Annotated in this window: 13 protein-coding genes; 4 read left to right on the top strand and 9 right to left on the bottom strand. The window is 41.8% G+C overall.

Annotation, left to right across the window (positions count from 1 at the left end):
- Positions 1-17: 17 nt before the first annotated feature.
- The 3 genes from GM418_RS19520 to GM418_RS19510 all read right to left on the bottom strand — a co-directional run bounded on the left by GM418_RS19520 (position 18) and on the right by GM418_RS19510 (position 5287).
- Positions 18-4361 (bottom strand): CusA/CzcA family heavy metal efflux RND transporter, encoded by a 4344-nt coding sequence (locus GM418_RS19520; RefSeq protein ID WP_158868919.1) that lies wholly within the window; start codon positions 4359-4361, stop codon positions 18-20.
- 136 nt (positions 4362-4497) lie between these two features.
- Positions 4498-4803 (bottom strand): DUF6660 family protein, encoded by a 306-nt coding sequence (locus tag GM418_RS32090; protein WP_158868918.1) that lies wholly within the window; start codon positions 4801-4803, stop codon positions 4498-4500.
- A gap of 70 nt (positions 4804-4873) precedes the next feature.
- Positions 4874-5287 (bottom strand): Fur family transcriptional regulator, encoded by a 414-nt coding sequence (locus tag GM418_RS19510; protein WP_158868917.1) that lies wholly within the window; start codon positions 5285-5287, stop codon positions 4874-4876.
- A gap of 802 nt (positions 5288-6089) precedes the next feature.
- Between GM418_RS19510 and GM418_RS19505 the strand changes: the two genes are divergently transcribed.
- The 4 genes from GM418_RS19505 (at position 6090) to GM418_RS19495 (ending at position 7991) form a co-directional block, all read left to right on the top strand.
- A complete protein-coding gene (locus GM418_RS19505) occupies positions 6090-6653 on the top strand; it encodes a hypothetical protein (RefSeq protein WP_217447535.1) in 564 nt (187 codons plus the stop codon).
- A gap of 214 nt (positions 6654-6867) precedes the next feature.
- Entirely contained in the window at positions 6868-7092 is a 225-nt protein-coding gene (locus tag GM418_RS19500) for a hypothetical protein (protein ID WP_158868915.1), read from the top strand.
- A gap of 6 nt (positions 7093-7098) precedes the next feature.
- Positions 7099-7230, top strand: a complete 132-nt coding sequence (locus GM418_RS31895; protein ID WP_281350172.1) for a hypothetical protein — start codon at positions 7099-7101, stop codon at positions 7228-7230.
- Between the two features lie 47 nt (positions 7231-7277).
- A complete protein-coding gene (locus GM418_RS19495) occupies positions 7278-7991 on the top strand; it encodes a GNAT family N-acetyltransferase (protein WP_158868914.1) in 714 nt (237 codons plus the stop codon).
- A gap of 84 nt (positions 7992-8075) precedes the next feature.
- On the opposite strand, the gene traN is transcribed toward GM418_RS19495, so the two are convergent.
- The 6 genes from traN to GM418_RS19465 all read right to left on the bottom strand — a co-directional run bounded on the left by traN (position 8076) and on the right by GM418_RS19465 (position 12861).
- On the bottom strand, positions 8076-8960 hold the full coding sequence (gene traN, locus GM418_RS19490; RefSeq protein WP_158868913.1) for a conjugative transposon protein TraN: 885 nt from the start codon (positions 8958-8960) through the stop codon (positions 8076-8078).
- 31 nt (positions 8961-8991) lie between these two features.
- Positions 8992-10290, bottom strand: coding sequence for a conjugative transposon protein TraM (gene traM / locus GM418_RS19485; protein WP_158868912.1), 1299 nt, complete (start codon positions 10288-10290; stop codon positions 8992-8994).
- Positions 10274-10540, bottom strand: a complete 267-nt coding sequence (locus GM418_RS19480; RefSeq protein WP_158868911.1) for a TraL conjugative transposon family protein — start codon at positions 10538-10540, stop codon at positions 10274-10276. The genes traM and GM418_RS19480 overlap by 17 nt, the downstream gene beginning before the upstream one ends.
- Before the next feature lie 2 nt (positions 10541-10542).
- Positions 10543-11166, bottom strand: a complete 624-nt coding sequence (gene traK, locus GM418_RS19475; protein ID WP_158868910.1) for a conjugative transposon protein TraK — start codon at positions 11164-11166, stop codon at positions 10543-10545.
- Between the two features lie 67 nt (positions 11167-11233).
- The gene (traJ, locus tag GM418_RS19470; RefSeq protein ID WP_158868909.1) at positions 11234-12232 is read right to left on the bottom strand and encodes a conjugative transposon protein TraJ; all 999 of its coding nucleotides are present in this window, start codon (positions 12230-12232) and stop codon (positions 11234-11236) included.
- Positions 12232-12861 (bottom strand): DUF4141 domain-containing protein, encoded by a 630-nt coding sequence (locus GM418_RS19465; RefSeq protein ID WP_158868908.1) that lies wholly within the window; start codon positions 12859-12861, stop codon positions 12232-12234. Before GM418_RS19465 ends, traJ begins: the two co-directional genes overlap by 1 nt.
- Positions 12862-12883: the final 22 nt, after the last annotated feature.

The raw sequence follows: 12883 nt of genomic DNA, 5'->3' as shown, positions 1-12883 counted from the left end.
TGTATCTGTTTTTTAAATTATTGACCTGTAATGTATTCCAATTGTTCCTTAATTTCAAAATATTCACCCAGCCGGGACAAATATTCCTGTCTTGTTCTGATGGCTGATTCGGTATTCTGGATAAACTCGATATAACCGAGGCTGCCCAAACGGTAACCCAGGTTGGCGGCTTCAATTTGCTCGTCGGCAAGTGGCAGCGCTTCATTTTTATAATATTCCAATACCTCGCCCATCACCCTGTACCGGCTTAAAAGTTCTTTGTAGGAAGCGTTCAGTTCGAGCGCCCGCTGCTTGTATTGCTGCCCGGTCATCTCGTAATTAATACGGGCGGCTTTTGTTTTGCCCGACTGGGAAAAGAACAGCAAAGGAATGGAGATACCTGCCTCCCAGCCATAATAACCGGAGGTGCCATCGACCGACTGCCGGGAATACCCCAAATCGAGTTTGGGCAGAAAATTTGCTTTTTCGGCTTTCCACTCAGCTTCGGTAACATTCAACTGTTGCCTGTAAAGATTAAGCAAAGGGACGGCATTTAACGAATCAAGCGGGTAGGAAGTTTGAATGGTTTCATCCCATTCCTGCCCGGCATCGGCAATTTCAACACCATCGGGGTACATCAGGTACTGGTTCAGCAGTTGCAACGAAGCCATGTATTCGCTCTCTGCCTGTTTCATGTTAACCATTAATTCCTGGTATTTGGCAGAAGCTGCCAGATAAGCTACTTTGGATGTTTGCTGGGTTTCGAAACGCAAACCGGCAGCCCTGAGGAAATCGGCATAAACACTGTCGAGCCGGTTGTACAATTGGGTTTGCTTTTTGGCTACCAATGCCCGGTACCATGCAAGGCTCACGTTTCTGACCAACTCATCTTCGGTCAGTTCAAGTCTTGATTCGGCCAGGTTGATGCGCGATTCATTCAGCTTGTTTTTAGCAGGTATGCCAAACAGGTCAATTTCCGATTGCGCCAATCCAATTTGGGTTTGAATACCCACCTCACCATTGCCGGTCTCCTCCTTTCCGGTGTATATAGAGGTGCTGCCCAAATCATAAGCTGTGGCTTTCAGGGCCTTTTGTTTTTCAACATTGAGCGAAGCGGCTTTTAAGGAAGGATAATTTTCCTTAGCCCGTTCAATAGCCTGCTCAAGGGTAACGTTGTTTTCCTGTGCTTTCAGGCTGCCCGAAATTCCAAGCCCGCCGATGATAAACAACAGGATTATTACCGTGGTATTGAGTTTGGGCGCTTTCAGTTTTGTTTTGCCCGATTCGACCATGCGATATAAGACAGGCAACACAACCAACGTTAGAAGCGTGGAAGTTAACATTCCGCCAATAACCACAGTTGCAAGCGGACGTTGCACTTCCGCCCCGGCAGATGTGGAAATGGCCATTGGCAGGAAACCAAGTATATCAGTTGAAGCGGTGAGGAAAATTGGGCGTACCCGGCGAATGGAACCTTTTTTGATAATATCGCCCAGGCTAAGTTTTCCCTCTTCTTTTAACTCGTTAAAACCGCTTATTAATACCAGTCCGTTTAACACTGCCACACCAAACAGCACGATAAAGCCTACGCCTGCCGAAATACTAAACGGCATTCCCCGCAAGTAAAGCGAAAGTATTCCGCCCACTGCTGCCAGTGGGATGGCCATGTAAATCATCAGGGTTTGTTTAAACGATTTTGTGGCAAAGAAAACCAGCATAAATATCAATGCCAGAGCGAGTGGCACAACAAGTGAAAGCCGTTGGGTTGCCCTTTCGAGGTTTTCAAAAGCGCCGCCGTAGCGGATGTAATAGCCCGAAGGCAATTCCAGTTCTTCATCCAGTGTTTGCTGTATTTCTTCCACCAGCGATTTAACGTCCCTGCCTTCCACGTTAATGCCCACATACGTGCGCCTGTTGGTATTGTCGCGGCTTATTTGCATCGGGCCTGGCTGATAACTGATTTCCGCTACTTCTTTCAATGGTACCTGGTTGCCGGTGGGTGTGTTTACAAACAGGTTCCGAAGGTCGTCAATGCTTTGGCGGTGTTCTTCATCGAGGCGTATAACAAGGTCGAACATCCGTTCGCCTTCGTAAATTACCCCGGCAACACCTCCGCTAAATGCTGTTTCAACCACAGTGTTGAGGTCTTTAATATTGAGTCCGTACTGTCCCAGTTTGGTGCGGTTATAGTTAACGGTTATTTGAGGCAATCCACTGGTTCTCTCAGCGCTTATTCCTTCAATACCCTCAATTTCCGAGATTAAGCCTGAAATTTCTTCGGCTTTGTCGGCCAGCATATCCAGGTCATCGCCATATAATTTTATAGCCACATCCTGCCTGATACCAGTTAAAAGTTCGTTGAACCGCATTTCGATAGGCTGGGTAAATTCGTAGTTAATACCCGGCAACACACTTACCTTTTCCTTTACCTTGTCAATCAGTTCCTGTTTCGATTCGGCCTTTGTCCATTTGTCCTGTGGTTTAAGAATAACAAATATATCAGCAATATCCATGGGCATTGGGTCCATAGGAATATCAGCAACTCCAATACGGCTTTGAACAGACTCTACTTCGTCTGGAAAATTCTCCAGTACTATTTGTTCAAGACGGGTAGATGCATCCTTCACTTCCGATAATGATGTTCCCGGTTTCAGGAAAGCCTGGAAAGCAAAATCGCCTTCGTCCAGTTGAGGAATAAATTCGGCCCCCATACGTGAGAAAAGAAAACCACCCGAAACTAAAAGTATAAGTGCAATTCCCAATACAAGCCTTCCTTTGTGCAAAGCCCAGCCAATTACGGGTTCGTAAAGGTTTTCGAGTTTCTCTATAAAACGCTCGCCCCAGGTCTTTTTATCTGTTTTAGGCGGTCTCAGGAATAGCGCCGCCATCATGGGTATGTAAGTAAGGCACAGCACCATAACACCCAACACGGCAAACCCAAAGGTCATGGCCATAGGCTTAAACATTTTGCCTTCAACGCCCTGCAATGCCAGTACCGGGATAAAGACAATAAGGATAATAAGCTGACCGAAAAATGCAGAGTTCATCATTTTACTGGCTGAATTGTAGGCTATTTCATTTCGCCGGGGCAGGCCGATTTTTTTCCCGATAAACTCGTTCCGGTGCAGGTAAAAAATCATGCTTTCCACGATGATTACGGCCCCGTCAACCAGTATTCCGAAGTCGATGGCTCCGAGGCTCATCAGGTTGACCCATACACCAAACACTTTCATCATGATGAAAGCAAACAGCAAAGCCAGCGGTATGGTCGATGCCACCAGTAAACCGCCCCGTAAATTGCCCAAAAAGATGACCAGGACAAAAATTACAATCAGCGCCCCAATCGACAGGTTTTCGGCAACTGTGGAGGTGGTGCTTTTTATCAGTTTGCTGCGGTCGAGGAATGGCTTTATCTCAACGCCTTCGGGCAACGACTTTTGGATTAACGCCATGCGTTCTTTTACATCCTTGATTACCTCGTTTGAGTTTTCTCCTTTCAGCATCATCACAATTCCGCCTACGGCTTCGCCTTTACCATCTTTGGTAAAAGCCCCGTAGCGCAAAAAGCTGCCATAGTTTACTTCGGCCACATCGCGTATAAAAACAGGTTGCCCGTTTACATTGGCTACCGGCGTGTTGCGTATATCATCGAGCGAGCGCATCAAACCTTCGCCACGGATAAAGTTGGCCTGAAAGTTTTTTTCGATGTATGCCCCTCCCGTGTTCTGATTGTTCTCTTCCAAAGCCTCAAAAACGTCAGACATGGTCAGGTTCATGCTTCGGAGCTTGTCGGGGTTAATGGAAATTTCGTATTGTTTGCCGCGTCCTCCAAAGGAGTTTACTTCAACCACTCCGGGAACCATTGCCATCTGGCGTTTTACAATCCATTCCTGCATGGTGCGCAGTTCCATGTCGTTATACACGGTATCGTAACCGGGCTGTACTTCCAGCGTGTACTGGTAAATTTCACCTAAACCGGTACTGATTGGAGCCATAAACGGCTCGGCAAAACCCTCCGGGATTTTCTCCTTTATTTCGGCCTGCGCTTCGCTTACCAATTGCCGCGGAAGGTAGGTTCCCATATTGTCCTCGAAAACGATGGTTACCACTGACAGCCCGAACCGGGAAACCGAACGTATTTCGATTACCCCCGGCAGGTTGGCCACCGAAAGTTCCACCTGGTAGGTTACAAACTGCTCAATGTCTTCGGTGCCAAGGTTGGGGGCGGTGGTAATTACCTGCACCTGGTTGTTGGTAATGTCGGGCACGGCATCCAAAGGCACTTTGGTCATCGACCAAATACCCCCGATGATGAGACCTATTGTCAACAGCCCGATAAGTGCCTTATTCTTTATTGAAAAAGATATTATACTATTTATCATTTGATTTCTTTAAATTTTTAATTGTATTCGATTAATTAGCTAAAATCCATATGTTTAATCATGGAAAAACTATTATATCATGTCTATGAAATGATACATGAGCTTAATGCTCAGTTTTTGAGAAAGAAGAAATGAATTAAATTTTGGGTGGTTGCCAGATAGATGCGACAGGACTTGAAAACGCAGGTTCTTTCAATTTAAAATCTAAAGTAATTTCTACTAAGTTGACAGAGGAAATACTAAAAAACAAAGGGAATGAAAGTGTTTGGCAACAATGACAAAAACAAAACGGAGAACATAAATCAACATCGTTTGATTGATTCGGGCTTTGTTCTGATAATTCAATAGAAACAGAATTTGTATTGGCAGCATGTACATCATTGCATGGTATGGCTGTTAAAACCATTACGTACATTGATAATATTACTGCTACATATTTCATTTAAAATTCCGGTATTTTCTGAATTACAACGGCAAAGATACCCCAAAGTTCATGCAACCGGGTTGCAAAGTTATCTCTTGCAATTTGAACAAATGCCTTTCACCACCATGTTCACGTTTTCGAGTGAAAAGTTATTGGGGAGGTTTATTGTTGGAACAGGGATGTCGTTCAAACAAAATGTTTGGTTACATATTGTGCAAAGGAAATGAACATGCAGGTCATCGGGGTCGCACTCGCAATTGTCCTGACAAAGCGCATATCTCAAAGAACCGGAACCATCTTCTATCGAATGAAGCAGTTTGTTTTCCTGAAATGTTTTTAACGTTCGATATAAAGTTGCTTTATCCGCTTTTTCAAATTTTTGTTCTAACTCGGGCAAGCTGATGGCTGTTTTTTGTTCGGTCAAAACCTGTAAAACCAATTCGCGCATGGCGGTTGGTTTGATGTTTTTGGATTTGAGTTTGTTGTCTATATTTACTTTCATTGCAAATCGCCGCTTTACTTATATTTCTATAATCCATCAGTTCAGCAAAATACAATTAAGTTGTAGAAATTGCAATAATAACCTTTCATAGAATTGCAGAGACCTACAAAAAATGGACAAAGTACACATGAATTGGTTATGATTGTCCAGTGCCCCGGCTCTTCTCCCTCACAGCCTCATCAGCACCGCTGCTCATAATTCGCAGTATTCCGCTGCTAATTCAACTGTTCGGTCGAAAAGCCTTGTGCACGCCACGGTAAAAGAACCCCTTCCATTGCATTGCAGGGATACATTTACCCTTTGCCAACGCCAGAAAAAATTTCGTTTAATGTTCCTGCACCTCCAGCCCCTTCGTTCCTGTCATTCGTTCCTCATTCCCTGCATTCAGGAGCTTCCGGTACCACACGCAAGAGCAACTCCTACATTTCGCTCAATCACCCTAAGCCGGGTTGAATCGCTCATTCAGTCGTTACACTTGCTTATGCCAGCGCCGTTTAACAGTTTCCAAATATAGTTCCAGTACCTTCGGTAACTTTATTCCAGGCATTTCTCCGAACCCGTTCGGAACATTTCTTCCATTCAGTAACCTTCGGCACCGCGCACCAGAATAATTGCCTTACTACACTGTGCTCACCCTGCCTTCGGACAGACCTCGCTCCGTTTCGTTCAGCATTTATACTTGTTTTGCCGCCTGACAAAATATCTTGAAAATGCTTAAAAGGCTTTTAAACAAAAGCGATCCAAACTTTTCGAATCACGTTTTTACAAATTCTTCTTTTTCTGTAAATATAAATTGAAAATTATGCTTTCCCGTCCGGTCATTGTTATTCCGATGGCAAAGGTAAGTCCGTGTTTTAAGGGCGTGCAAGTTCAAGCCTCCGGTTTTGTGGAAAATCTCCATCCTCCTTCGTCGGATAGTATTTTCCGCAAAAACCTGCACCCCAAAACACTACCTTTTTACGCCACCAAAACAACAACGACCGACCCGATGGAAAGACGCATAACTTTCAATGATAATAGTATGAAAAAGAAAAATGGAAATAGCAGTTTTGAAAATGTGAGTAACGAAAAACAAAACTCACTCGCCTCCAAAATCCGCATTGGTTTAGGTGGAAGTTTCCCGGTAATCAGGCAAAAATTTGTAAAAATCAAAGAAGTCGAATATTCAACTGATTTTGAGTTTTTTATTCAGAATCAGGTACACGTCATTGTAAGTCGTGATAAAGGTTGCTCAATTTGCAGTTCGGTTGAAAACCGGGTGTTTTGGCAAGGTTCAAGACTTTCTGATGATGCCGTGTATAATCTGATTGAAACCATTCATAAGGATATTATATCCTTTCGGTACGGGGGAGAATTAATTTACTAATCAAAAAGCAAAGTGATGAAATCATCTGGTTTGGATTGCTGGAATTTAGATAGTTATATTTTCTTTAGCGTGCTTTTTGCCTATTCATTCGGGTTCCTCATTGGAATAAATGATATAATTTCTTGCGGAGAGAGTGGATTTTTCTGGCGGAATGCAGTAAATTACAGGAAAATGAGGAAATGAATACAATTGTCAATCCTTTAATGTGCCCAATATGAAAAGAATAATGAACAATTCTCCAGTCAGGTGGATACTCGGACTCGCAGTTATTGCAATTACTTCATACCTTACAGGTTTAAGTTTCTGGTGGTGTTTGGTTGCGTTTTTGGGTATAATGTTCCTACTTGAATTTGCAAAGAATATGATTGTAGTAATTCTTGGAATTATATTGGTTATTGGTTTATCCCTGACTATTTTTTTTGGATTATTGACCCTCTGAAAATTTATGAATAAATTTCAGAATAAAAGTATCGAAATTACTTATTGCAGGGCTTTTCGCCCTGCTTCTTTTTCCATGAGCCTGAGCGGAGAAAAAGAAGTTAAAAAGCCGGAGTTTAAAATTGGTCACATCGTTTAAGAGTAGTGAATTTGTATTATTTTTGAATCAATACAAATTTGTGAATTATGAATTTAAAAGTGTTGTTCAATCCAACCCAACAACATTTTGAAGAAATTAAAAAATGGCTACAAGAAGAAGACAATTCGTCAAATGAAGGCTTTTTCTGTCAAATAGATACCATTGAAAATTCATACCGAAAAAATAGACTTATAGTTATTGTTAAGGATGATGTTGCGATCGGGTTTCTATCCTATTACTATTATAACCGCATTGTTAATATCGAAATTGCCGAAGTCAAACCTAATGAGCGGAAGAAGGGATATTGTAAAAAGTTACTACAACTGAGTTTCAGTTGGTTCGTTAAGAAAGGTGCGTTGGTTGCTCAATTGTTTTGTGCTCCTGCCAGTTCCGAGAAAATATGGAAAAGAATGGGGTTCATAAACTTCCCGGATGAAATAATTAAGGAGCCAAGAATTTATCTGTATCGGATTTTGGTGGGAATAGCGGACTTTTATACTTATAAGAATGAAATTGAGCTAATAGAATTATGGGATATAGAAGATTATCAAAATGAAGTTCCACCGAAATGGAGATGGGAGATAAAACGACAAGAAAAGTTGAATAAATTGATTAACCCGATAATTCATCCGTGCTCTGACGAATGGTCAGTTGCTCACAAGATTGGCTCAGAAATAAGAGAAAAAAGAATAATGAAATATTTTGACATGAAAAAACATGATGGTGGATATTTTTTGATTGTTACCGAACTTGAAAGATAAAATTTATCATAGAGTATAAAAAATAAAAAAAGGCAACTATTAGCTGCCCTTCATGCTTTTCTTCCAATAAAAGACAAAAAGGAATCATTCCAATTTTTCTAATGTCCGCACCTTCTCCAAATCCCTATTTTTGATTACTAAACGCTGATGCCTCCCACCGTTCTTTTCGAACAGTTCGATAATTAGTTGTTTTTTATCAGGAATAGTAAATTTTTTAAATGCAAAAACGGTAGATTCTGCATCTTTACCTTCTACTGAGGTCAGGTAATTGTGGGCACGTACAGGTTCTATGATGGTTTCCTGGATAGCAGTTCTTTTGACCACCTTTTTATCGACAATTTTAAAAATAAGAAAATCAATATCAAATGGTATATCAGAGGTATTCTTAACTTCGGTATGGAAGAACAACAGACCGTTTTGGCTAAAAATTCCCCGGAGTTGGAACTTAATCCCAAACTGGTTACTTTTTACATGTCTAATCTTCTTCCGGTTTGTTTTATAGATTTTCTCCATTGCCATTTGAACGGTCTGCGGCGCTTCATCTCCCAGTTCAGAGAGAAATACCTCCATGGTATTTTCAGGCATGTTGCCCAACTTGCCATCATGAAGAAAATCCTTCATTTCAATATTCAGCTTTTCAGGGTTCAATGAATAGTTCACAATAAATGAATAAAAACTGCCCTCATCGGTAATCACGGAAAAGTTGGTTTCCCCAGTAAAATCTTTTACGGCAGCTTTTACCCGAACTACATTTTCAGCGCTCTCTGCTTTTCCGGCGATGATATTGGAGGAACCCAAATCGATATACGAAATCCCCGATGGAAAAATCAGGTGTACCGTTTTGTCGTATGTTACTTCCAAATAATAAGATGGTATAACGTTGTTTTTAGGGATAACTTTTGTGTAATCGTTTTGTGCAAAAAGGGAGAAGGTTGATAGATACAATAGGATGAAAATTATCTGTTTCATTTTGATGAATTTTGAGTTGAACAATTTGATTTTAATTGGAAGGCATTAACAACAAACGATGCCCGGCTTTCAGGGTTACTTTGGTTGTCCGCAACTTTTTTGAAACGTACTGAGATGCTCCCTGAATAAAACTCCTTCCAACATCGGCTGCCAGTTGCTGCCCGGCAGTTGTACCCTGTGTAATACTTATACTTGTTCCGGCATCTCTGCCCATGGAAGCCGAGATTTCTTTTAAGGCGGTTGTTTCTACGGAGCCTGGAATAAATAAGCCTTTTTGCCCATCAATGTCATAGGTTGTCAGTTGTACCGGTATAATATTCCCGTTGTGTTCAATCGAAAGGACAAATACATGTAACCTTTCCCCCTGAATCTGTGCAACTCCTGTAATAAGAGAATTCTTTGGAAGCTCGAAACCACCGGTTTCTATCGGTTCAAGCAACCGAAGTTTTACGTTTTGCCCGTTGAGCAACGTTTGAGTGTTGTTTACACATGCCCGAATAGTGTTCCGGTCTTTTTCAATATTTTTGTTTCCTGCTGTGATAAAGGAATAATTTCGAGGCTGCGAGACTTGTTCAATAAAAGCAGAATCAGGGATATTTTGTTCCAATGTAGAAACGGTTTTATCTGAAATTGTTCTGACAGGTTTTGGTGGAACCGGTTGTTTCACCTTTTCTGCCGGCTGAGGAGTTTCGGTCTTGGAAACTTCAGTAGCAGAAACCTGCCCGGTAGATTCCGGCATGTATTTGGAAGCCAGTTGGTACGACTTTTCCATTAACCTTAGTTGTTCATCCACATTGTTAGGTTCTTCTTTCTCAGCTATCTGATTTTTTAGCTCCTCAATTTCCTTTTTCAGCTTTTCGGTTTCAGAATCTTTGCCGGGACTTTCATAGAAATTATTGAGAGTTCTATTAATCCCTTTGTAAGCTGAAGCGGATTGTTTAATCGCCCTTTCAGGTTGTTTTGAACCTGAGAATTTTCCATTTGATGAAGATTGCTCAGCATCCTTGTCTGGTACCGACAAATCAAATTTTGCTGGTTCGTCCTTTCCAACCATTGCTGAAAACTGTTCCAGTGAACGAATCGGTTTTTTTTCAAAAAGCTTCTCTTGTTCAAAGGCGCTGATTTTGTCTTTTATAAGGTTACTTTCGCGGGGCATGGGCAGTTCTGTGTTCAGTCCGGTTGCTCCGTTGTTTTTTTTGCTTTTTTCTGATGGCTTAAAAATGAGCCAGAGACTCACGCCAAATACCGCGAACATCAATACAAAAACTGCAACTTTTTTCAGCCGTTGTTTCTGCTTTGGTTTCAGTAAAGTTTTATTGTTTTTGTTCATGAAATACATCTTTAAGTTTATGAATTAAGCTGTCCTTTGGTAAGTCAAGAGGTTTAATATGTTCTATTTCAAGCATTTTTTGTACCCCCTGATTAAGAAAAGAATCCCATAGCATAAAAGAAAAAACAGCAACAAAAAGAAAGCACAATCCAAGTACAACCACTTTGCGTTTATTTTGAGGGATTTTTTCACATGTTTTTCGAAGGGTATCATCCAGCATCCGCCTGAACATACTGATTTTATGTTTCATAGCTAACGGTTTATGGTTTGTATATCCTTGTTTTCTTTTACCGTGAAATTCTCAATAGCAAATCCATGTGGATTGTTGTCACTTCGTACCGAATTAATCAGTTTGCAGGAAGTAACCAGGCTCCGTTCCGTAATGTTACTTTCGCGGATGATAACCTGCCGGGCATAGGTTGAGGCACGATAAGGGTAGTTCCTGAAGTCCACCACCACACTGTCCACCAGAAGTGTCTGGTTTACATTCCCGGAAATAATGCGGTTGAAATATCCCTTTTCAACTAAATCTTTATAGTAGTTATAAGCGCTTTTGCCTGCCAGAAACATTGCCCGGTTGATGTTGGATTCAATGGCGTTTTTATCCGGCGAGAGGGTAAAAAACAACTCGTGAAAACGCCGGATATGTTCCCGCGCTTCCACCGGCCTGTTCTGAGATAAATCCTGTGAAAGGGCAAGTATTAATGATTTTCCTTTGTCCAATACATAGATTTTCTGCCGCTGTTTTTCGGCAAACTGTAAGGCGCTGAAAATTGAATATCCGGTAATACCTGCACAAAGTATAACAAATACAATCCCGAAAAACCGAATCTGCCTGAAACTCGTTTCAATATTTTTTAATGATTTAAATTCCATAACTTTCTATTTTTAAATTCTTATTCTTTCTCCTCTCCGCCAGTTGGCGGAAGGTTAGGAGGGGCTTCTACTTCTTCAATAATTTTCCAGCCATATTTCCTGCTGTTGCTCCGGCTACACCTGCCGCCAATGCCCCGGCTTTACTTGCTGATGAGGAAACATTTTTTCCGTAGTTGCCCATGCCACCTGCCATGATGATCCATCCGGCAACGGTTGGGATGGTGAAGTATCCGACGATACCGATAATCATAAAAACAATATATACCCCATTGGAAGCCTCAACCGAATATGTTGCATCAGCTTGCAGCTTGTCAATATCCACCTGCAGCATCAGCACCTGAATCCGTGCAAGGATTGAACTAAACAAATCGGAAACCGGGAGCCAGAGATACACCGAAATATACCTGGAGAACCATTGTGTCATGGTAGATTGGAACCCATCGTAGATACTTATGGCAAAAGCGATTGGCCCCAGAATAGAAAGCACAACCAGAAAGAAAGTACGAATGGTATCAATCACCAAAGCCGCTGCCTGGAAAAGGATTTCCAGAACCTCCCTGAAAAAATCACGGATATTCTTTTTCAGGTTGTACAGGCTACGTTCTATATACATACCCGACATGGTCGCTAAATCGGAAGGACTCCAGCCCAGCTCATCCAACTGGCGGTCGAACTCCTCATCGCTTACCAGAAAGGCTGTTTCCGGGTTTCGTTTCATAGATTCAATTTCCAGTTGGTCTTTTAAAACCCGGTATTTTTCCATATCGAATGTCTGTGATTCCAGCATCTGGTTGGTTCCTTTTACAACGGGGCTCAGTACCATGTTGATTGTCCCCAGGACAAATGAGGGAAAAAACATGATGCAGAAGCCAATGGCAAAGGGGCGCAAAAGCGGATAAACATCAATGGGCTCGGTTCGGGCAAGCGACTGCCATACACGCGCAGCCACGTATATCAATGCCCCAAGTCCGGCTATCCCTTTTGCTACCCCCGTCATATTATTGGATAAAGGCATCATATCCACATAAAGACTGCGGAGGATTTGATGAAGGTTATCAAAATCCATTACCAGTACCTTTCATCAGCATTTCCATATAATGCCAGCATCCGTTCCGTTTCACCCTTTTTTTGTGCCCTCAGATAGGAAACCGAAAGGTTTTTATTGGTATAATAACGCACCAGGTTCCGGTAACGCTGAACGGCGACATAAGTTCCGTCAATAATATCCATTCGATCTTTGTCGGTCATGGAAAGGGAACTGGCATTGACAATCCCTTTCAGATCTTTCAGGAGGTTACTACTTTCTTGTAGAAGTTTGCCGTAGCCAAATGCAATTGCCCCCAGTTCCTCCAGTGTGAAGTTTTCGTCTTGTAACATCAGTTGATAAGAATTGATGTAGATATCGGCAATTTCACCCACCATTAAAATGGTCTCCTGAACTTTCCGGGCATCTTTCACCATGTCGTTAACAGCTTTCAAAGCATCGTAATATTTTTTCCCTTGTTCATACACTTTTCTAACTTCCTGAAAGTTTTTAATCACATTGGAAACCGTGCTCGATGTTTGTACAATTTCGTTTACAGAGTTGGTGATACTCGTTGCTGTGTTTATCGGATCAGACACAATAAATTGCGCCCGAAGGTTAGCGGTGCCAAGCATAAGAAACAGCCCGGCTATAATTAATCTTATCTTCATGGTACTAGATTTTAAAATTGAA

It is taken from the genome of Maribellus comscasis (assembly GCF_009762775.1).
In the GTDB taxonomy this organism is placed as follows: Bacteria; Bacteroidota; Bacteroidia; order Bacteroidales; family Prolixibacteraceae; genus Draconibacterium; species Draconibacterium comscasis.
This window is presented reverse-complemented; position numbering and strand designations above follow the sequence as displayed.